The organism is Bacillus sp. FSL H7-0578 (genome assembly GCF_038630855.1).
GTDB classification, from domain to species: Bacteria; Bacillota; Bacilli; order Bacillales; family Bacillaceae; genus Bacillus; species Bacillus safensis.
The window spans coordinates 345,756-366,013 of record NZ_CP152045.1; the positions used below are offsets into that span (position 1 = coordinate 345,756).

The window sequence follows — 20,258 nt, forward strand, 5'->3', positions numbered from 1 at the left end:
AAACGGGAGCGTGACAAAAATGACAACACCTTACAAACATGAACCATTCACGGATTTTAGCCAGGAAGAAAACCGCAAAGCGTTTGAACAAGCATTAGCTAAAGTAACAGAATCACTTGGTCAAACCTATCCGCTCGTGATTAATGGAGAAAGAATTGAAACGAAAGACAAGATTGTTTCGATCAATCCAGCGAAAAAGGATGAAGTGGTTGGAACCGTATCAAAGGCCGGGAAGGAAGAGGCAGAGCAGGCGGTTCAAGCAGCAGCGAAAGCATTCGAAACATGGCGCTACACGTCTCCAGAAGAAAGAGCTGGCGTATTATTCCGAGCTGCGGCAAGCATTCGCCGTAAAAAGCATGAGTATTCAGCCCTTCTTGTCAAAGAAGCAGGTAAGCCGTGGAATGAAGCAGATGCAGATACAGCAGAAGCGATTGACTTCCTAGAATATTATGCCCGTCAAATGCTGGAGCTGGCGAAAGGCAAACCAGTGAACAGCCGCGAAGGCGAACGCAATCAATATGTTTACACACCAACTGGCGTGACGCTCGTGATTCCGCCGTGGAACTTCTTGTTTGCGATCATGGCAGGAACAACAGTAGCGCCAATCGTCACTGGGAATACAGTTGTTTTAAAACCAGCGAGTGCGACGCCTGTCATTGCAGCCCGTTTTGTGGAGGAGCTTGAGCAAGCCGGTCTTCCAAAGGGCGTTGTCAACTTTGTACCAGGAAGCGGAGCAGAGGTCGGGGATTACTTAGTAGATCATCCGAAAACAAGCCTGATTACATTCACTGGATCAAGAGAAGTAGGGACACGTATCTTTGAACGCGCGGCAAAAGTGCAGCCAGGCCAGCAGCATTTAAAACGTGTCATTGCTGAAATGGGCGGTAAGGATACAGTGGTTGTTGATGAGGATGCAGATGTTGAATTAGCAGCTAATGCCATTTTCACATCAGCCTTCGGGTTTTCAGGTCAGAAATGTTCAGCTGGTTCTCGGGCTGTCGTTCACGAGAAGCTGTATGACCAAGTGGTTGAGCGAGTGAAGGAAATCACAGAAACGAAAACAACAGCCAATCCACTTTCTGCGGATGTTTATATGGGACCTGTCATTGATCAAGCGTCCTTTGACAAGATCACGGATTATATCGAGGTTGGCAAACAGGAAGGCCGCTTAGTCACTGGCGGAACGAGTGATGATTCGGAAGGATACTTTATCCACCCGACCATTTTTGCAGATCTTGAGCCAACTTCCCGTTTAATGCAAGAAGAAATCTTTGGACCAGTCTTGGCTTTCTCGAAAGTCTCTAGCTTTGATGAGGCACTTGAGGTAGCCAACAACACAGAATACGGTTTAACAGGTGCTGTCATTACGAATAATCGTGATCACATCAACCGTGCGAAGCAGGAGTTCCATGTAGGGAACCTTTACTTTAACCGTAACTGCACAGGTGCCATCGTTGGTTACCACCCATTCGGCGGCTTCAAAATGTCAGGAACGGATTCAAAAGCAGGCGGTCCAGATTACCTAGCTCTGCACATGCAGGCAAAAACGATTAGTGAAATGTTTTAATATGGAAAAAGCATGAACCTGCACTGACGGGTTCATGCTTTTTTTGCCTGCTTGCGACTTGTTTCTATACAAATCTGACTGGAAAGAAGTATGATAAATGTATCACTTAATCAGGGAGCAATCGGGATGGAAGAGATATTAGAAAAGCTTCATACATTTTTTGATGTCGATAAATTAATTGCATTTATTAGCGGATATTTAAAAAAACCAGTCATTTTAGAAAGCACAGAGTGTCAGCTCCTTGCTTATAATTCTTACAGCATTCAGCAGTTTGACCCAGTCAATCAGCAAACGATTTTCTCCAAGGAATGTCCGGGGTCTGTGGTCGATTGGTTAAAGAAAACAGGGGTAATTGAGCGGCTTCACAAGGAGTCAAAGCCTTTTTATGTGAGCGGCCATGACGAGCTCGGATTTAATCGGCGGGTGGCTGTGAGCGCCAAGCATAAACAAGAGGTAGTAGGCTTTATTTGGGTGCAGGACATTGAGGACTCCCTCTCTCAGGAGGAGCTGCAATTTTTACACGAAGCGTCCTTTCAGGTTGGAAAAGTGATTTATAAGAATAAGAAACAGCTTGAGAAAAAGGAAGGGAAGATTGAAGAGTTTTTCAAAAAGGTCATGGATGATCATTTTTATACAGAAGAAGAGCTGAAATGGGAGGCTGAGAACTTAAGCATTCCACTGCCAGCCGTATTTACCGTCATGGTCGTGCACGCTGCCGATAACAAAAGTGAGACGGCAGAAGATGTGAAGGATGTCATTCGAACGTATTTGCAGCTAGAGGATAAAGTGAATCACGTCTATTCAGTTCAAGCAGATATTGTCGTTATATTAGGCAGCCTGTCAGACCGGCACTCACCGAAAGCGACTGCCGCTGATGTCATCGCACATCTGCAATCAAAAACGCATGCCCATCCTTCCCCTTTGTATATCGGGATGGGAAGAGAGTATCGTGATGTCATGAAAATGAGTACAAGTCGATTTGAAGCGATAGAGGTCGTGAAGGCAGTGAAAATTGTCGGAGGACAAGAACTGATTCCATATGATTATGAGAATTTAGGGGTCTTCCGGTTTTTAGATTCCATTTACAGCCATCAAAAAAAGAAAAACGACTTCAATCCAGATTTGTTACGCTTGAAGGAAAAAGACCGCGAGAGTCAAACCTCGTTTTTAAAAACGCTGGAAGTCTACTTATTGAATAACTGCAAGCTAAAGCCAGCAGCGGAGCAGTTGTTTATTCATCAAAATACATTAAACTATCGAATGAAACAAATTTTTGACATGACCTCGATCGACTTAAGTCATTTTAGCCAGCGGTGTGAGTTATTTATTGAATTGATGCTGATGAAAAAAGATCAATAATGATGATGGAATCCGCAGGTGCACGGGATCACCTGCGGATTTTCATGTGACATGCGAAAATGGCATACAACGGATGCATTTCGTTGTATGATAGATAAAGATTTTATGAGAAAAGTGAAAGGGGGGCCACCTTTGGGATCAGTCACCTTAGCCATTTTGATTTTCATCATGACCCTCGTCCTTGTCATTTGGCAGCCAGGACGTGTCACCATAGGATGGTCAGCGTGTGGAGGCGCCATTCTTGCACTTGCCTTTGGTGTCGTTCATCTGGGCGATGTGTGGGAAGTCACGCAAATTGTATGGAACGCCACATTTGCCTTTATTGGCATTATTATCATATCGTTAATTTTAGATGAGATCGGCTTTTTTGAATGGGCTGCACTGCATATGGCAAAAGCCGCAAGAGGCAACGGTGTCCGCATGTTTATTTATTTAACATTGCTAGGCGCTGTTGTGGCTGCTTTTTTTGCCAACGATGGAGCGGCACTGATCTTGACCCCAATCGTTTTATCTGTGGTGAGAGCGTTGAAGCTGGATGAGCGCATGGTGCTGCCTTTTGTGATGGCAAGCGGTTTTATTGCAGACACAACCTCCTTGCCATTTGTCATTAGTAACCTGGTCAATATCGTATCAGCCGACTATTTTCATATTGGTTTTCTAGAATATACAGCGAATATGTTCGTGCCAAACCTTGTGTCGCTTGGAGCGAGCATGCTGGTTCTGTATGTATTTTACCGAAAGCTTATTCCAAAAACCTACGATCTGTCTCAGGCAAAGGAACCGGCATCAGCTATTCGAGATATCCGTATGTTCCGTTTGTCTTGGTATGTGCTCGGCTGTCTGCTTGTGGGTTATTTTGCGGGGGAGCTGATCGGTATTCCAGTGTCCATCATCGTAGGCGGGATTGCCCTTGCTTTCTTGTGGCTGGCGAGAAGAAGTCCGCAAGTGGCGACAAAGCGAGTGATCAAAGAAGCGCCGTGGTCCATTGTGTTTTTCTCGATCGGCATGTATGTTGTCGTATATGGACTGAAAAATGTCGGTCTTACAGAAATATTGGCGGCATGGATCCAGCAAGGGGCTTCACATGGCTTGCTTGCAGGAACGATGTTTATGGGCGTGCTTGCCGCAGTGCTGTCCTCTGTGATGAACAATCTGCCGACCGTTTTAATTGATGCGATTGCCATTGGACATACAGATACAGCAGGTGTCATGAGAGACGGACTGATTTATGCCAATGTCATCGGCTCCAACCTTGGACCGAAAATGACCCCAATCGGCTCATTGGCGACATTGCTGTGGCTTCATGTCTTAAAGAAAAAAGGCGTCCATATCTCTTGGGGAGCGTACATGAAAGCCGGAATCCTCCTGACCATCCCAACCTTGATTCTCACTTTACTCGGGTTATATGTATGGTTATGGCTCATTCATTAAAAAGAAAAAAGAGCAGATCTCATGGATCTGCTCTTTTTTTGCTACAGATATTTCGCATAGCGTTTTTCTAAAAAGTCCTGAAGCAATGAGACGACACTGCAAATGCCCCAGTAAATGAGTGCGACCAAAATATACATGGTCATATAATCGAATTCTCGTCCGCCTACAATTTTTGCTTGCTGGAAGAGCTCTGGTACAGTAATCATCGCTGCCAGTGAGGAAGCTTTGATTAAATCGAGCATGACATTGGTCAATGGCGGCAGGGCGATGCGGACGGATTGGGGCAAAATGACACCACGCATCGTTTGCCAATAGCTGAGACCTAATGATTTAGCGGCTTCCACCTGTCCACTTGGAACAGAGGAGAGGGCTGCCCGGTTAATTTCTGCAATATAGGCAGCACTATTAAAGCTGAACCCAATAATGGCGGCAGTGACCGCTGTGAACTCTATGCCGATATAGGGGAACCCAAAATAGAGAATAAACAAAATCACAAGAATGGGCACGCCTCGCATGAATGAGATATACAGCCGTGCAGGCAGCCGAAGAATCCAAGAATTCGCCATTCTGGCAAGAGCGATAAAAAAGCCAAGAATGGTACCAAAAAACATGCTCACAAAGGAAATGAGCAGCGTCAGCCAGATGCCTTTCATAACAAACGGAAATGACGCCTTTGCCAGTGCAGGATTAAATATATATTCTAAATGAATATCTCCCACGATTGCGGCTCCTTATTTGGAAATGTCGACATCTTCGACATCAGCATCAATTTTCTTAGAGACGTCTGCATGATTAAAGAATTTCTCAGAAATCTTTTTCATTGTTCCGTCTTTTTTCATGTCGCCTAATACACGATTTAATTCTTTTTGAAGCTCTTTGTTGTCCTTCTTCATAACAAAACCTTGTTCATTCGGCATGTACTTCAAGTCAGGGTGAATCGTAATATTTAGTTTAGGAAATGCAGCAAGAGCCAGTGTCTGCAAGTAATAATCATTTAGAATGACATCTGTACGGCCGTTTGCAACATCCTTTAGGTATTGCTCGTTTGTCGCATTATCATAAATGACTTCCTTTGCACCGTACTTACGAGCAACATCCATATAAATCGTTGTGGCAGCCCCTGCTGCTTTCTTTCCTTTTAAATCTTTTAAAGTTTTAATGCCAGATAAATCATCTTTCCGAACGATAGCCGTTCCGTAGGAATATTTATAAGGGGTTGAAAAGGCAAACTTGTCTTTTCTGTCATCTGTGATGTCGATATCATTTGCAGCGGCATCCACTTGACCAGAATTAATGGCGCTCAGCATCCCATCATAGCCCATTTCTTTAAATTCTACTTTCACATCAAGACGTTTAAACGCTTCTTTGACGACTTCTACTTCATAGCCAGTTAATTGATCCTTGCCATTAGAAGTATCATGATAAGAAGTTGGATAAAGGGTGCCTGAAGTTGCAACCACGATTTTCCCTTTCTTTTTAATCTGATCCCACTTTGTGTCTTCAGATTGAGATGAGCCTGATTGACTGCAAGCAGACATGATAAGGATGAAAGCAGATACAACAAGCATGATCCATATAGGTTTTTTATGATAAAAACGACTCATTTAAGAATCCTCCTCTATTTTTTATACAAAACAAAACATAGCACGCTTTCTCTATAAGGACAACGTTTTCAGAAGAAAAGTGAAAAAGTAAGAATATTATAAGCAATTTGCGTGTTAGAAATAATGTATAAAAAAGGAAAGCGAGCGCAAAATAAAGGCGAATAAAGGAGGGAACAACAATGATGAAAAAAATAAGTAGTTTGATCATCTTGTCGATGATGCTGTTATTTGGTTTTCATATAGAAACGGCTCATGGAGAAACACCTCAAATGGAAAAGCGCCCGGTGACACATCAAGTGAAATTAACAGCAGAACAACAAAAACAAATTGAAATCCTTGAGCAGCAAATTCTTTCTAAGCGAAAAGAAGTCATTAAGAAATATGTACAGTACGGCGTGTTAACAAAGGAACAAGGCACACACATCACGAAACGAATGGATGAGCATTACACTCATTTGAAAAAGAACGGATTTGTTCCATTGCTGAAAAAACCACAGCACCATCGCCCATGATAATGATGAAACCGGCAGCGAAGTGCCGGTTTTTTATTGTCGATCAGAAGGTGAGACTTTCCCCATCTTGAGGGACAAAAATGGCTTGATCTGCATGATGTTCTTGAACGTAAGCTTCTAAAGCAGCTCTTGTTAACAGGCAATGATTCACTGCTTCAAGATGACAGACGACAATTTGAGCTTTTGGCTGAGAACGGTGAATGTCTAGAATCTCTTCCTTGGTCATTGTAATGGGATCGCCTTCTAAAAATTGAGCAGCCCCGCTATTGACCACAATGACGTCTGGCTTGCTTGTATTCACAACCTCTTTCGGTTCATCACACCAAATGGTATCACCTGCAATATAAAGGGTAGGTTCATCAGGGTGAGAGAAAACAAAACCGCTCACCTGCCCCATCCGCTTCGCCGTTTCTCCCGTCCCATGCTGTCCGTCTGTACGTTTAATATGAACGCCGCAAATGTCCATTTCATCTTCAATGCACGTGACATGCTGAAATCCAGCTTCTTCAACTTCTTTTCGATCCTTCTCCGATTGAGTATAAATTGGTTGATCCTGAGCTAATTTCCTTTTGGCTTCGTCGTCAAAGTGGTCCACATGTAAATGAGAGAGTAAGACAGCATCTGGGTGTAACAGACTGTCTAAATCTATATTTACAGGAAGCTCCACAATAGGATTGTTCAAATGTTGATTGGCTGTATGAGGGAACGGTGGATATGTTCCTTTTGCTGCTAAAAAGGGATCGATTAAAAAAGTTGAATGACCATAGTGAAGGTATAAAGTCGCATTGCGAATGAGTGTAATTTTCATAAAAAGGCCTCCTTTTTTTCTGATTAAGTTTACAGTATATTAAAAGAGTTCTACGTGACAGAGGATTATGAAAGTCTTTTGGCAGAAGGGCTTGATTTTTGAAAGAGGTGGGCCAATGCTAGACCAAACAGATATGAATATTTTAAAAGAACTATCAAAGAACAGCCGATTAACGATGAAAGCTCTAGGTGAAAAAGTTCATTTAACCGGCCAAGCTGTTGCAAATCGGGTGTTAAAGCTAGAAGAAGAAGGTGTGATTGAAGCATATACCATTTCAATTGATTGGCAGACACAAAAGTCGATTCAAACCTTTTTGCAGCTATATACCCGTAGTCATCATCATGAACCACTTCTGTCGTTTCTTTATAAAAAGGAAGAAATCAAGAATTTGTTCAAAATAAGTGGTGAAGGCTGTTATATGGCTGAAGGACATTTCTCCAGTCATGATGAACTTGATCAGTTTTTAACGGAGCTGACGAATTACGCAAATTACAAACTGTCTATTGCGGTTAAACGTCTCATTCATCAGTAATAGAAGAGACGCAGGAGGAAAAGGAACGATGCAAAAATTAATCGAAAATCAAGCTGAACCGATGACAAAGGAAAGAATCAAAGCAGACTTGGTTCAACTTGGTGTAAAAAAGGGCATGATTTTATGTGTTCATTCATCTTTATCATCAATCGGCTGGGTAAACGGAGGCGCTGTAGCCGTCATACAAGCATTGATGGAAACCTTAACAGAAGAAGGGACACTGATTATGCCGGCACAAACGTTAGAGCTTTCTGATCCCGCCGATTGGATCGATCCGCCTGTTCCTTATTCATGGTGGAAATCGATCAAAGAAACAATGCCCGCATTTGACCCAGCTTACACGACACCAGCAGCAATGGGAAAGGTGGCGGAAACATTTTGGAAATACCCAGGCGTGGCGAGAAGCAATCATCCCCATTTTTCATTCACCGCCTGGGGGAAAAGAAAACATGAAATTCTGCAACACCATGCACTTTCCTTTGGATTAGGAGAGCAGTCACCTCTTGGCCGCATGTATGATCTTCATGCTCAAGTGCTGCTGCTTGGTGCATCATTTGAGAGCATGACAGCTTTTCATCTAGCTGAATACCGAATCCCTCAGCAGGACCTCATGACAAGAGGGGCCCCTATTTTAGAGAATGGGTGGAGGGTATGGAAAGAGTACCAAGATATCATCACAAGAGAAGAACTATTTGAACAGATTGGCCGTGATTTTCTGCAATCAGGAGGCATCCATCAGCACAATCAAATTGGACTTGCCAGTTCATATTTACTGCCCATGAGAGAATCGGTAGACTATGCGGAACAGTGGCTTGATCTATACGATCAGTCGTAATCTACACTGTTTGGAAATTTACATAATAAACGTCTTGATCAGGCTGCTGTGAGGTGTAGCAGGTAAGCTGATAGTTTCCTTTTGGAATGGAGAAAGACAGCACATTGGCCATGACGCTTGTGATATAAACTTGATCATTTGTAAGCGTAAAGGGAACTGTTATGGCTCTATCAACCGAGACTTGGGGCTCATCGCTATTTAATGTCACAATAATAGACGCCTTTCCATTATTGATTCCTTCAAAGGAAACTCCTTGATCTCCTGTTGCAAATCCTTGAAGAATGTCCTCATCTGTCCAATCAATAACAGGTGGTGTTTCGCTTCCGGTGTATACCGTGATTTGGTGGTAGGAGATAGATAGGGAATAGGCTTGATTTAAGTGATTCATATAAAAAACTCCTTTATTTATGGATTTTTGTTGGAACGTGAATGGTTAAAGAGTGATTCTTGAGGAGAAAGTTAGGCAGCAAGACGATTGTCGCCGTCTTGCGCTATTTGGTGTGGGATCTAGATGTGAAATTGCGAGACCATTGCTTTTAAATCTCCTGCTAAATGGGCAAGCGCTTCTGATGAAGCTGTTACTTCTTCCATTGCAGCAAATTGTTCTTCTGTTAAACCGGCTACTTGCTGTGAATGTTCACTCGTTCGTTTCACGCCTTCTGTAATAGACGCAAAAGACTGTTTCGCATCGTTTGTATAAGCTGCGATTTTTTGTGATGCACTTGATAAATGTTTAATGCCATTCGCCATTTCTCTCATCGACTGCTGGATATCATGAAATGATTCCTCTGTATGAGAGATAAGGACAGCCCCTTGAGCCGCTTCCTCTCTTACTCGTTTGATGGCATTCGTCGAATGAGTCATCTCTTTTTGTATTTCAGAAATGAGATGGGAAATCATGTTTGATGATGCTTGAGATTCTTCTGCGAGCTTTCTCACTTCGTCTGCGACAACAGCAAATCCTTTTCCGTGCTCACCTGCCCGTGCTGCTTCAATTGCTGCATTAAGAGCTAGCAGGTTTGTCTGGCTGGCGATATCTGTAATGACTTTGGAAATATGATCGATTTCAGCTGAACGTGTTTCCAATGCTTGAATCGCTGTACCATTTTCTTCAATTGATTTGGCAATAGACGTCATTTGTGAATGAACTTCACCGATATTGTGTACACCTTTTTGGGCCACTTCTTGTGCGGAGTGACTTCTTGAAGCCATTTGTCCTGCATTTTCAGTGATGTTTGCCAGCTCGTTTGATACTTGAATCATTTTGTGCTCACTAGCTGTCATTTGAGCGGACTGTTCTTCTGAAGATTGTGCCACTTCTTGAATCGTGTAGGTGATTTTTTCTGATGCTGCACTCGTTTCTTCTGCGCTAGCTGACAGCTGCTCAGAGGATGTGGCCACTAATTCAGACGTGTTCATGACATTTAGAATGGTTTGATTTAGTTTTTCACGCATCTTATTGAAATGGCCAGCCAGATCAGACAATTCATCACCAGCAGTATCCGTCACATTGATGGTTAAATCACCTTCGCCTGCACTCTTAATGGCAGAAGCCATATGCTTGAGACGTGCCTGAATCCGCTTAGTGAAAATAGAAATAATGATGACCGAAACGATCAGACTTAACAAAAGGACGATGACAAATTGTATATAGAATGACTGAAGCATTTGTGAAATCATGCTTTGATTGGCGCCAGTATAAAAAATACCAATTGTTTCGCCTGCTTCATTTTTGATCGGCATATAAGCCGTTTGATAGTCTTTCCCGGCAACATTTGCTGTGCCGTAATAGTTTTCTCCTTTATCTAAAACAGTGGTCTTCACTTCAGGAGAGACTTCTGTACCTACAGCTCGTTTCCCGTTTAACATGACATTCGTAGCAACGCGGGTATTTCCTTGAAAAATCGTGATGGTATCACCGGTATATTCGGCTAATTGGTCAACTAATGTGTCATGATCATTGATTTGCGTATTTCCTTTGAATAGCTTATCCTCTTTAATCTGCCACGAGCCTTCTACTTTTCCATTCAGGTAGGCGTAGCCTAGTTTTAAATCACCTTTTGCTTTTTCAGTTGCCATTTGCTTGATGTTTTCTGTCATCTCGCGATTCACCACATAACCAACAACTGCGGAAAAGATGATGAGGACACTTAAAAAGATCAGCAAAATTTTGGCACCGAGCCTCAGTTTTCCCTTTTTCTTCATGCTTTTTAACTCCTTTAGGTATAAGGTAGGGTATCCCTCCTTAAGGATTATCGGCATGAAAAAAGTGTTTAAAATACCTGCATGCAGTCATGTGAAAATTTTTTTAATATAGAAAAGGGAAAGGCTGCTAATCGATGATAAATTGGATTCTTGTGCCGTCTGGATCATCCGATAATTGATGACTTACCCACGAGCCTGCGCCTCTATTATCAGAAGGGCGTACATATTTGACAGAAGCTCCTGTGCCTCCTTCTTTGCACATCGCCATTGGCCATTCGTCACGATCATACCCGCGCTTTGTTGGAACGCCATGTAATGATCGATCCCTCTGCTCATCACTATGTTTACGGTCAATTGTACAAATGGACGAATGACCTTCATCAATGGCTTCTTCTATGTGCTTGGCTGTTTCGGGATAGCGGTCTGATGGAAAATGAATCGTTTTGTCATAAGATGAATTCGCTGTCTCTTGTTTCCCTTGCTCCAGCTGGATATAGCCTGTTGCTACACCAATAACAATCAATAAAAGCAAGAGAATCATTTTAAGAAGTTTCATAGGTGCTGGCTCTCTTTCTTGTTTGCGTATTTTGTAAACAGAAGTATAGCAGAATTACTTACCAATTTCCCCTGGTTTTGAAAAAACGCCTTTTAAAATTCAAAAAACAGATTTTACAAGATTTCATGCTTTTCATTTTTGTAGAAATTCATAAAAATTTTAATTTTGTAGATCATAAAACGAATATGCTCATTCAAAATGGCTTTATCACTGCTTTTTGAGCTAATTTCAAGAATTTAACACACAGAAATTTCAAAAAAATAAAATTGACTAGACCGATCTGCTTTAATAATATGGAGTCAAATATCAAAAAATGTCGTAATTTATCAAAATATGATTCTAATTACATTGTAGGAGGGAAGTACAAATGGCGGATGTCTCATACCGGCTCGGAATAGACATAGGCGGAACATTTACTGATTTATCGTTGATAAATGAAGCAACAGGGGAGCTGACTGAACTCAAGACACCCACAGTGACTGATGACCCAGCCCAAGGAATTATCAATGGGTTAAATCTTCTAAAAAAAAGAGGTGTTGATTTATCCAACATTCAATACCTCGTTCACGGAATGACAATTGGTCTTAATACATTATTGCAGCGAAAAGGAGCAGGTTTAGCCCTTTTTGTGACAGAAGGATTTCAAGATATATTGTCACTTCAACGTTTACGACTACCCATTCCTTATGACTTCAATTCTCGTTTGCCAGAACCATTGATACCTCGGAAACATGTATATCCAATCTCTGAAAGGTTGATACACGATGGTACGATCAAAAAACCTCTCCATCTGCAGCAGTTAGATGATGCAGTCCAGCATGCTATATCTAAAAAGCTAGCAGGTATCGTCATTTCTTTTTTACATAGTTATCAAAATCCAGTTCATGAATTACAGGCAAAAGCCTATATCAATCATCATTATCCACAGTTAGAAGTCCTTACCTCATCTGAATTATGGCCTCAAATGAGGGAATACGAGCGTACAGTGATGTCTGTTGTTAATTTGTACATTCAACCAAAGGTGAAACAGTATTTGCAAACACTGAAAAGTCGTTTGAAGGAAGAAGGTGTACCAATTTCTCCATACATTACACAATCAAATGGTGGTTTAATGGATGCAGAAAGTGCGGCAACCTCGCCTGTGAAGACTCTCTTTTCTGGTCCGGCAGCCGGTGTCATCGGTGCGGCTAGAATTGCAGCATCATCTAGTGAACCCAACCTGATCACTTTTGATGTTGGGGGGACGAGTGCAGATATCTCGATTATTCAAAATGGACAGCCTACAATGGCGCAATCGAATCAGCTTTCTGGCTTCCCAATTATTCTTCCATCTGTTGCGATGTATTCAATAGGAGCAGGAGGAGGTTCGGTAGCATGGATTGATCAGGGAGGACTTCTAAAAGCGGGGCCAGAATCAGTTGGCTCAAACCCGGGACCAGCTTCGTATGGAAAGGGAGAAAAAGCAGCTTTAACTGATGCGTTTCTCATATGCGGTTACCTCAATCAAGAACGTTTTGCCGGAGGACATTTACAATTACAGTTGTCTGCGGCGAAAAAGGCTTTTCAGCCAATTGCTGATCAGCTCAACAAAACGGTTGAAGAAGCGGCTGACCAGCTCATTCAAGTAGCCGTAGCCAATATGTACACAGAATTAAGCAATGTGATGGAGCAGCAAGGGTTTGACCCTAGAGATTTTAGTTTGCTGGCGTTTGGCGGAGCAGGGCCGGTTGTGGCGAATTTCCTTGCGAGAGAAATTCATGCGAAAAATGTGGTTGTTCCTCCAAGTCCGGGTACATTATGTGCGTTAGGTGCTCTGACTGCTGACTTTATTCATGATGCGGTGCTGTCGAAGAAAATATGCTTACAAGACTATTCGATCAACCAACTAAAACAAGATTATGAGAAGCTGTCGCGAAAAGCGACTGATTGGGTCAGCCAGCAAAACATTCAGCATATCAATCAGACATCCATTCTATTATTAGCAGACGCACGTTATCAGGGACAGGCATTTGAGATTGAACTGCCATTATCGATTGATTGGCTAAAGCAGGAACAAAATATCCACCAACTCATTGAAGCCTTTCACAAATTGCATCAGCGTCAATATGGTCATAGGGATGATCAGGCAAAAATCGAATTTACTCATTTACGCGTTCGAGTCATAGGCGAGACGCCTCCGCTGCCTTTTTCACCTGTTCATGAAAACAGCGGACAGTCTTTGAAACCATATGAATATAGACGAATTTTTATTGAAGAAAAAGAATACGAAGCATCGGTTTATAACCGGGATACTCTGTCAGTAGGTTCTATTGTAAATGGGCCAGCAGTTATTGAGCAGGATGATACAACAACATTAATTTTGCCAAACTGGGCAGGCAGCATTGATCCATCAGGTAACTTAGTGATTTCAAAGGAGGCGGCTTTACATGAGAACTGACCCAGCAAAGCTTGAGATGATGCGCAGTTATTTTAATGCGATTGCATCAGGTATGGGGCATGTCATTGAACGGACGTCATTTACGACCTTCGTCAAAGAATCTGCTGACTTTGCGACAGCATTAGCCACGCCTTCTGGAGATTTCTTTGTTTATCCGAAGACAGTGGGTGTGACGATCTTTTTAGGGCTGAGTCTAAAAAAAGCGATTGAAGAAAGCGGGCCGATGCAGCCAGGAGACATTATCATCACTAATGATCCTTATACGACAGACGGTTTGGCGACTCACCTTCCAGATGTCCATATCATTAAGCCGATTTTTGTAGATGGTGAAATCGTAAGCTATGCTTGGTCTTTTGTTCATGTCAGTGATGTGGGTGGGCTTGTGCCTTCGAGTATTTCACCGACAGCAACGGATGTTCATCAAGAAGGATTAAGAATTCCGCCAGTGAAAATTTATGAAGGCGGGAAAGAGAATCAGGTCGTACGTACCTTTTTAAGAGCGAACAGCCGCGCTAGTCATCTAAATGATGGTGATATTAATGCGATGATTGCAGCAGTTAATACAGCAGATATTCGGTTAATAGAAATGATTGAGAAATTTGGAAAATACGAAGTGAAACAAGGAATGATAGACTTGCTGAAGCAAGCCGAGGATCGTGCTGGAAAGGTCATTGAAGCTATACCGGATGGAACGAGTGAATTTGCTGATTATTTAGATGATGATATGATCTCAGACGTCCCTATTCGGTTGAAAATCAAGCTAACGATTAAAGGGAAACGGCTGACGCTCGATTTTTCTGAGTGTGACCCGCAAGTGAAAACAGCCTTTAACCTCGTTACCAATGGTCAGAAGCATTCCTTTCTTTATCAAGGATTGATTAATTACATCATTAGTAAGGATCCTTTTATACCGATTAATGGTGGAATAACGTATCCAATTGACGTGATCTCTCCTAAAGGAACGCTGGTGCATCCAGAATACCCGGCTTCTGTCGGGATTCGTCATTCGATTACGATGAGGCTGTACAATGTCGTGCTAGGCGCCATTGGTAAGCTGTTACCTGAAGCGGTGCCGGCAGCAGGTGCAGGTCAATCTGCTATTGTGGTTCTCTCAGTACCTGATGATCAAACGGGTGGCAGGAAAATGTCCGTTGTCGAACCTTTAGGCGGAGGCGGCGGTGCTCAAAATGGTACTGATGGAGTGGACGGTATTGATCATTCGTCAGGCTTTTTGAAGAATACCCCAATTGAGAGTTTGGAACAGCATATTGATATTCATGTTCACCGATATGAACTTCTGCCGAATACAGGTGGAGCTGGTGAAAATCGAGGCGGACATGCAATTGGTTTGGAATTTGAAATGATGAAGCCTGAATCAATGGTGACAGCACGAGGAATGGAACGGATGAAGTTTCAGCCTTGGGGATTAATGGGCGGCCGAGCAGGATCGGTTGGTGAGGTCAAGCTGATCACGGCTAATGGTGAGAAACAAGACCAGCCCAAAATAGATGTTCTGCGACTTGAAAAAGGCGATATCGTTCAATTGATTTCACCAAGTGGAGGCGGCTGGGGGAATCCATTTGCCCGAAAGAAAGAAAAAGTCCTTCAGGAAGTGGAAGCAGGTCTATTAAGTGAAGAAAGAGCGCTGCAGCAATATGGTGTGAAAGTGTATTTAGACCAAAATAAATGGAAGATTGATGAGGAGCAGACGAGCAGGGTGCGAGAAAAGGTTGATGTTTCTGCATCTACTGACGTGTGGGATTTCGGAGAACAAAGAGCAGCTTATGAGAAAGTATGGACGGACGAAGCCAGCAGTGAGCTGGCCGTTCAGCTTCGTTCCTATCCGGCTAATGAACGTACGCACTATAAACATGCAGTTCATCAAAATTTCAGTCATAGAAATGAGCCGTTAACAAAGGAAGATATTACTCAAGCACTTTGTCAAATGAATGGACAAAAAGGGGGAAATAAATCATGAAAAGAAGATTAATTGCTATTTTTGCAGGCATCCTATCAATCGTTGTACTGCTGGCCGCTTGTGGTGGAAATGGAAAGGATCAAGGCAAACAGCAGCAGACTGTGATTGTTGGCGTATATGGAGGCGATTGGGAAAAGAATATAAAACCAATCCTCGAAAAGTTTGAAAAAGATACAGGAATTAAAGTGCAAACCGTCTCTGGGGCGGATTCTGAATGGTTTACAAAATTAAAAGCGTCAAATGGGAAAAATCCACCATATGACTTACTAATCTTACAGCCCGATACGATTCAAAGAGGTATCGCAGCAAACGTTCTTGCGCCTATCGATGAAGATCAAGCGCCGAACGTCAAAAAACTTTACCGTTCTGTCCAAAAGAAGCTTACTGTTAATGGAAAACAATATGCAGCAGGTTTTAGTATGGGACAGCTTGGAATTGCTTATAGAAAAGACCTCGTCAAGCAGGAACCAAACAGCTGGACTGACCTATGGAGCAGTCAGCTGAAAGGGAAGGTAGCCATTTCATCTCCGACTTATTCAGCCGGTTTGCAATTTTTCTCTGCACTTGTTCATGCGCAAGGGGGGACAGAATCAAATCCTAAGGATATTGATAAAGCATTTAAAAGTCTCGCGCAGTTAAAAGGTCATGTAGCTGCTTTTCCAGATAACCCAGGATCGATTCAAACTTTGTTAGAACGTGGGGATGTTGCGGCTGTTCCATATTGGGACGGGCGAGTATTTGCACTTGAAGAAGAAGGAATGGATATTGGTTTCTCATATCCGAAAGAAGGCGCTGTTGCAGCTGTTGCGAGCTGGGCTTTAACGAAGGGAAATCAGCACGAAGAAGCGGCGTACAAACTATTAAACTACTTGAGCGGAAAAGAAGCTCAGGAGGCATTCTCAGAAAAATCTTATTATGGCATGTCGAATTCTGATGTGAAATACAATGACAAGATTAAGGGGAAAGTGAAAGTTGGAGAAAATTATTACAGCAAGCTGACTTGGGTAGATTATGAAACAGCGACCTCTGAGCTTGGCAATTGGACAAATCGATGGAACGAAGTATTAGGCGGAGGAAAATAGGTGATCGCATGAGTGGAATTCATTTAGAACACATCAGTCAGCACTTCGGTGAGCAAATTGCTCTCAACGATGTCAGTCTTACGGTGAATGAGGGAGAGTTTTTCTCCCTTCTTGGTCCTAGCGGCTGCGGAAAATCAACATTATTAAACATCATTGGCGGTTTTTTAGAACCAACAAAAGGCGTCGTCTATATTGGTGATCAGGATGTGACAGCTTTGCCGCCTTACCAAAGAAAAACAGGTATGGTTTTTCAAAGCTATGCACTTTTTCCACATCTGACTGTATATGATAATGTGGCATACGGGCTAAAGGTTCAAAAGAAAAAGAAGGCGGAAATCAAAGAGAAGGTGATGGAAAGCTTGTCTCTTGTTCAATTAGAGGCATTTGCGAAACGGATGCCCCACCAATTAAGCGGTGGTCAACAGCAGCGGGTAGCGATTGCAAGAGCGCTGGCGATTCAGCCGTCTGTTCTCCTTCTTGATGAACCGCTCAGCAACTTAGATGCCAAACTAAGAAAAAACATGCAGACAGAGCTGCGAAATATTCAAAGGAATGTCGGGATTACAACCATTCTTGTGACACATGATCAAGAGGAAGCCTTAAGCCTTTCTGATCGGGTTGGAATTTTAGGTGAGGGAAGAATACAGCAGATTGGGACGCCTTTAGAGGTGTACCGCCAGCCAAACAATCGATTTGTAGCTGAATTCATCGGACAGGTGAACCTCTTTGAGGCCGTGTACAATGAAGCTGATGCGGCATTTACAGTTCCTCATGTCACCCATTCAAGCGGTCAGCATCTTCAGCTGCAGGCTGCGGCACATCAAGAGAAGAGGGAAAAGCAACTGCTTATGCTGCGTCCTGAAAGAATCAGCATCTCTTCTGAGCGGGAGGAAGTAAAGCCGAACCATGTATCAGGCGTGCTGTCAGATGTGAGTTATATTGGGCATTCATTACGTTTGGTTGTGGGACTTGATCATGGTGAAATCATTGTCCATGCTTCTGATGCGGCATTTCCCGAGCTGCCTGAAGTTGGAGAAACCGTCCATATCCATTGGCAGCCTGAAGATATCATTTTCTTAGATTCGAAGGTGCATACGTGATGCGAATCAAGAAAAAGAATCAACGATTTCATTGGTTTATGCTGCTGCCAGCCTGTTTGTTTCTTGTTGTATTTTTACTAGCTCCTCTGGTGATGATGCTCGTTCTCAGTTTTCGCGATGTCGATTCGATGATGAATACATTACAAACGTATAGCTTTTCTCAATATATTCATGTGTTCACGACAGATGCATATGTAAAGGCGATTGGAAGTACTGTGTGGGTGGCTTTGCAGACAACGGTGATTTGTTTATTGATGGCATACCCCGCAGCATACGTGCTCGTCAAAGCACCTAATCCGCGTCTGCGGGCATTTTTCTATATCCTACTTGTGTCGCCGCTTTTGACAAGTGTTGTGATTCGGACATTTGCATGGATTGTTCTTCTTTCGCAAAATGGCCTGATCAATGGCATGTTACTAGATTTACATGTAATTGAGAAGCCGCTCTCGATGCTGTGGAATATGAATGCGGTCATTATTGCCTATGTCCAAGTTATGCTGCCATTTGCAGTACTGCCGATCGCAACAAGCTTAACCGATATGGATCGTCACTTAAGACCGGCTTCTATGAGTCTTGGAGCTGGCCGGATTCGAACCTTTTTTCATGTCACCTTACCACTGACCATCCCAGGCATGGTGACTGGCGCGATCATCGTCTTCTCACTGGCAGCAGGAAGTTATATCACCCCGCTGTTAGTCGGCGGACGGATGCAGCCGCTGCTGCCGCTGTCAATTTATCAGCAGGTCATGCAGGTGTATAATCTGCCTCTTGCTGCAGCTATGTCCTTTACATTATTGGTTTGTGTGCTTGTGGTAGTCAGTCTATTAAGCTATTTATTGAAGCGTTGGGAGGCGAGGATGCATGCGTAAAAAGTCAATAGGTGACCGCTTGCTTTCCATCCTGATTTGGACTGCTGGGTCATTGGTTTATCTTTTTTTAACCATACCTGTTCTTGTGATCGTCCTATCTGCTTTTAGTCCAAATGCCTTTCCTGAATTTCCACCGACTTCGTTCTCTGTGCGCTGGTTTCATGAGGTCGTGTCAAATCCAGAATGGATGGAATCTCTTCGGATCAGTGTGATTCTGCTGTTCATCGTGACGCCTCTCACGGTTCTTTTAGGGACAATGGCTTCGTATGCTTTAGCAAGGCTTTCCTTTAAGGGAAAGGAGGCTGTCCAAGCTTTCATTCTGTCACCTCTCATGATTCCTCAGGTGGTGTTAGGGATTGCGATGCTTTACTTGTTTACGGCTATGGGCTTTACAGGGTCTTTGTGGGCGCTCGTCATTGGTCACGTCATCATTGGTTTTCCCTATGTGGTTCGAACGGTAGGCGTGAGTGTTTCGAATTTAGATCCGCGGCTTGAGCTGGCTTCAATGAATCTTGGCGCAGGACCCATTCGCACGTTTTTTCGAGTCACATTGCCTTTGATTAAGCCGGGAATCATTGCAGGAGGGGTGTTTTCAGCTGTGACGTCATTTGGGGAAATATCGATCAGTTTGTTCGTTTCCTCTCCTCAAACCATTACAATCCCCGTCAGGACCTTTAATTACATTGAGCAGACCTTTGATCCGAGTGTCAATGCGATATCTGTCATATTTATTATCATTTCTATCATTGCGCTGCTCATTATTGAGAAAACGATTGGTCTGTCTAAGGTGATGTAAATATAATGAAGAAACAAGGAGTTGTCATTTGAAATGACAGCTCTTTTTTTGTTGTTTTTACAGTAAAAAAAATTCATTTTTTTAGGGAATATAGTTCTTAAGATTTAAGAATTTGCGGGGAACGCAAGGAGACCTCTATCCTACATTTTCGGTCATATTTTCAAAATTTAAGGGAAAATATGAAATTTTTGCGGTATTTAGTCGATTATTTTCGGTTGAACGCAACTATTATTAGTTATTTTCGGTAAATATCGTCAATTCTCACAGGATCCCTTCGGTATAACGCATGAATCTTTACACCCATTTTTCGGTGAAAAAAACAATATTTTCATATAAAGTGGACGTAAATAGAAAATATCTAAAAGAAAAGAAGAAAAAGGCAAATCTATGGAAACATAGAGACGCAAAGCCATGTCCTAAGGTAAATGATTCTTTTTTTGCTAAGGTCGGCAGGCTACCGAATGAAAATGGGAGTCCCTCCGTTTTATTCGGGGTGGGCTCCTTTTCGGTTTAACCGTCTATTTTAATGAAATAGACTTGGTTCTTTTGATATAGAGGGTGCAGGGTGAAATTGGTGGAGAAAACAT

General features: G+C 42.7%; 18 protein-coding genes and 1 riboswitch. Of the genes, 12 read left to right on the top strand and 6 right to left on the bottom strand.

Annotated features, from left to right (window positions below; translation table 11 throughout):
• Positions 1-19 precede the first annotated feature (19 nt).
• The 3 genes from pruA to MHB41_RS01875 all read left to right on the top strand — a co-directional run bounded on the left by pruA (position 20) and on the right by MHB41_RS01875 (position 4,357).
• A complete protein-coding gene (gene pruA / locus MHB41_RS01865; protein WP_024424316.1) occupies positions 20-1,567 on the top strand; it encodes an L-glutamate gamma-semialdehyde dehydrogenase in 1,548 nt (515 codons plus the stop codon).
• Positions 1,568-1,693: 126 nt separating this feature from the next.
• A complete protein-coding gene (locus tag MHB41_RS01870; RefSeq protein ID WP_034283288.1) occupies positions 1,694-2,926 on the top strand; it encodes a helix-turn-helix domain-containing protein in 1,233 nt (410 codons plus the stop codon).
• A gap of 132 nt (positions 2,927-3,058) precedes the next feature.
• Positions 3,059-4,357, top strand: coding sequence for an arsenic transporter (locus tag MHB41_RS01875; protein ID WP_098677317.1), 1,299 nt, complete (start codon positions 3,059-3,061; stop codon positions 4,355-4,357).
• A gap of 41 nt (positions 4,358-4,398) precedes the next feature.
• On the opposite strand, the gene MHB41_RS01880 is transcribed toward MHB41_RS01875, so the two are convergent.
• Positions 4,399-5,076, bottom strand: a complete 678-nt coding sequence (locus tag MHB41_RS01880) for an amino acid ABC transporter permease (protein ID WP_034283291.1) — start codon at positions 5,074-5,076, stop codon at positions 4,399-4,401.
• A 12-nt stretch (positions 5,077-5,088) separates the two neighbouring features.
• Positions 5,089-5,961 (bottom strand): transporter substrate-binding domain-containing protein, encoded by an 873-nt coding sequence (locus tag MHB41_RS01885; RefSeq protein WP_024424312.1) that lies wholly within the window; start codon positions 5,959-5,961, stop codon positions 5,089-5,091.
• Positions 5,962-6,143: 182 nt separating this feature from the next.
• Between MHB41_RS01885 and MHB41_RS01890 the strand changes: the two genes are divergently transcribed.
• On the top strand, positions 6,144-6,473 hold the full coding sequence (locus MHB41_RS01890) for a YckD family protein (RefSeq protein WP_087978414.1): 330 nt from the start codon (positions 6,144-6,146) through the stop codon (positions 6,471-6,473).
• A 43-nt stretch (positions 6,474-6,516) separates the two neighbouring features.
• Here the strand turns inward: MHB41_RS01890 and MHB41_RS01895 are convergent, their stop codons facing one another.
• The gene (locus MHB41_RS01895; RefSeq protein ID WP_098677316.1) at positions 6,517-7,281 is read right to left on the bottom strand and encodes an MBL fold metallo-hydrolase; all 765 of its coding nucleotides are present in this window, start codon (positions 7,279-7,281) and stop codon (positions 6,517-6,519) included.
• Positions 7,282-7,396: 115 nt separating this feature from the next.
• Here MHB41_RS01895 and MHB41_RS01900 point away from each other — a divergent pair, with 115 nt between their 5' ends.
• Together MHB41_RS01900 and MHB41_RS01905 are read left to right on the top strand one after the other, a co-directional pair.
• Positions 7,397-7,813, top strand: coding sequence for an Lrp/AsnC family transcriptional regulator (locus MHB41_RS01900; RefSeq protein WP_176544459.1), 417 nt, complete (start codon positions 7,397-7,399; stop codon positions 7,811-7,813).
• Positions 7,814-7,841: 28 nt separating this feature from the next.
• Entirely contained in the window at positions 7,842-8,648 is an 807-nt protein-coding gene (locus MHB41_RS01905; RefSeq protein ID WP_025092812.1) for an AAC(3) family N-acetyltransferase, read from the top strand.
• Between the two features lies 1 nt (position 8,649).
• Here the strand turns inward: MHB41_RS01905 and MHB41_RS01910 are convergent, their stop codons facing one another.
• From MHB41_RS01910 to MHB41_RS01920, 3 genes are all read right to left on the bottom strand, one after another.
• The gene (locus MHB41_RS01910; RefSeq protein ID WP_056765076.1) at positions 8,650-9,036 is read right to left on the bottom strand and encodes a competence protein ComJ; all 387 of its coding nucleotides are present in this window, start codon (positions 9,034-9,036) and stop codon (positions 8,650-8,652) included.
• A gap of 119 nt (positions 9,037-9,155) precedes the next feature.
• On the bottom strand, positions 9,156-10,853 hold the full coding sequence (locus MHB41_RS01915) for a methyl-accepting chemotaxis protein (RefSeq protein ID WP_340899379.1): 1,698 nt from the start codon (positions 10,851-10,853) through the stop codon (positions 9,156-9,158).
• Between the two features lie 127 nt (positions 10,854-10,980).
• Complete coding sequence (locus MHB41_RS01920) at positions 10,981-11,409, bottom strand: NucA/NucB deoxyribonuclease domain-containing protein (protein ID WP_024424305.1); 429 nt, start codon at positions 11,407-11,409, stop codon at positions 10,981-10,983.
• A 367-nt stretch (positions 11,410-11,776) separates the two neighbouring features.
• Here MHB41_RS01920 and MHB41_RS01925 point away from each other — a divergent pair, with 367 nt between their 5' ends.
• From MHB41_RS01925 to MHB41_RS01950, 6 genes are read left to right on the top strand one after another with little or no spacing between them, the layout of a single operon-like run.
• Positions 11,777-13,846, top strand: coding sequence for a hydantoinase/oxoprolinase family protein (locus MHB41_RS01925; RefSeq protein ID WP_340899378.1), 2,070 nt, complete (start codon positions 11,777-11,779; stop codon positions 13,844-13,846).
• Positions 13,836-15,824: a hydantoinase B/oxoprolinase family protein gene (locus MHB41_RS01930; RefSeq protein ID WP_340899376.1), complete on the top strand. Its 1,989-nt coding sequence runs from the start codon at positions 13,836-13,838 to the stop codon at positions 15,822-15,824. Before MHB41_RS01925 ends, MHB41_RS01930 begins: the two co-directional genes overlap by 11 nt.
• On the top strand, positions 15,821-16,906 hold the full coding sequence (locus MHB41_RS01935) for an ABC transporter substrate-binding protein (RefSeq protein WP_101677035.1): 1,086 nt from the start codon (positions 15,821-15,823) through the stop codon (positions 16,904-16,906). The genes MHB41_RS01930 and MHB41_RS01935 overlap by 4 nt, the downstream gene beginning before the upstream one ends.
• An 8-nt stretch (positions 16,907-16,914) precedes the next feature.
• On the top strand, positions 16,915-18,006 hold the full coding sequence (locus MHB41_RS01940) for an ABC transporter ATP-binding protein (RefSeq protein ID WP_340899373.1): 1,092 nt from the start codon (positions 16,915-16,917) through the stop codon (positions 18,004-18,006).
• Positions 18,006-18,875 (top strand): ABC transporter permease, encoded by an 870-nt coding sequence (locus MHB41_RS01945; protein ID WP_046313825.1) that lies wholly within the window; start codon positions 18,006-18,008, stop codon positions 18,873-18,875. The genes MHB41_RS01940 and MHB41_RS01945 overlap by 1 nt, the downstream gene beginning before the upstream one ends.
• Complete coding sequence (locus MHB41_RS01950) at positions 18,868-19,671, top strand: ABC transporter permease (protein ID WP_024424298.1); 804 nt, start codon at positions 18,868-18,870, stop codon at positions 19,669-19,671. The genes MHB41_RS01945 and MHB41_RS01950 overlap by 8 nt, the downstream gene beginning before the upstream one ends.
• A 368-nt stretch (positions 19,672-20,039) precedes the next feature.
• A riboswitch (cyclic di-GMP riboswitch) is annotated at positions 20,040-20,133 on the top strand.
• Positions 20,134-20,258: the final 125 nt, after the last annotated feature.

Coding starts and splice junctions, on each gene's coding strand:
- MHB41_RS01925 (WP_340899378.1), top strand. CDS start 11,777: ATGGCGGATGTCTCATACCGGCTCGGAATAGACATAGGCGGAACATTT.
- MHB41_RS01870 (WP_034283288.1), top strand. CDS start 1,694: ATGGAAGAGATATTAGAAAAGCTTCATACATTTTTTGATGTCGATAAA.
- MHB41_RS01905 (WP_025092812.1), top strand. CDS start 7,842: ATGCAAAAATTAATCGAAAATCAAGCTGAACCGATGACAAAGGAAAGA.
- MHB41_RS01930 (WP_340899376.1), top strand. CDS start 13,836: ATGAGAACTGACCCAGCAAAGCTTGAGATGATGCGCAGTTATTTTAAT.
- MHB41_RS01910 (WP_056765076.1), bottom strand. CDS start 9,036: ATGAATCACTTAAATCAAGCCTATTCCCTATCTATCTCCTACCACCAA.
- MHB41_RS01890 (WP_087978414.1), top strand. CDS start 6,144: ATGAAAAAAATAAGTAGTTTGATCATCTTGTCGATGATGCTGTTATTT.
- MHB41_RS01895 (WP_098677316.1), bottom strand. CDS start 7,281: ATGAAAATTACACTCATTCGCAATGCGACTTTATACCTTCACTATGGT.
- pruA (WP_024424316.1), top strand. CDS start 20: ATGACAACACCTTACAAACATGAACCATTCACGGATTTTAGCCAGGAA.
- MHB41_RS01920 (WP_024424305.1), bottom strand. CDS start 11,409: ATGAAACTTCTTAAAATGATTCTCTTGCTTTTATTGATTGTTATTGGT.
- MHB41_RS01945 (WP_046313825.1), top strand. CDS start 18,006: ATGCGAATCAAGAAAAAGAATCAACGATTTCATTGGTTTATGCTGCTG.
- MHB41_RS01885 (WP_024424312.1), bottom strand. CDS start 5,961: ATGAGTCGTTTTTATCATAAAAAACCTATATGGATCATGCTTGTTGTA.
- MHB41_RS01950 (WP_024424298.1), top strand. CDS start 18,868: ATGCGTAAAAAGTCAATAGGTGACCGCTTGCTTTCCATCCTGATTTGG.
- MHB41_RS01940 (WP_340899373.1), top strand. CDS start 16,915: ATGAGTGGAATTCATTTAGAACACATCAGTCAGCACTTCGGTGAGCAA.
- MHB41_RS01935 (WP_101677035.1), top strand. CDS start 15,821: ATGAAAAGAAGATTAATTGCTATTTTTGCAGGCATCCTATCAATCGTT.
- MHB41_RS01915 (WP_340899379.1), bottom strand. CDS start 10,853: ATGAAGAAAAAGGGAAAACTGAGGCTCGGTGCCAAAATTTTGCTGATC.
- MHB41_RS01900 (WP_176544459.1), top strand. CDS start 7,397: ATGCTAGACCAAACAGATATGAATATTTTAAAAGAACTATCAAAGAAC.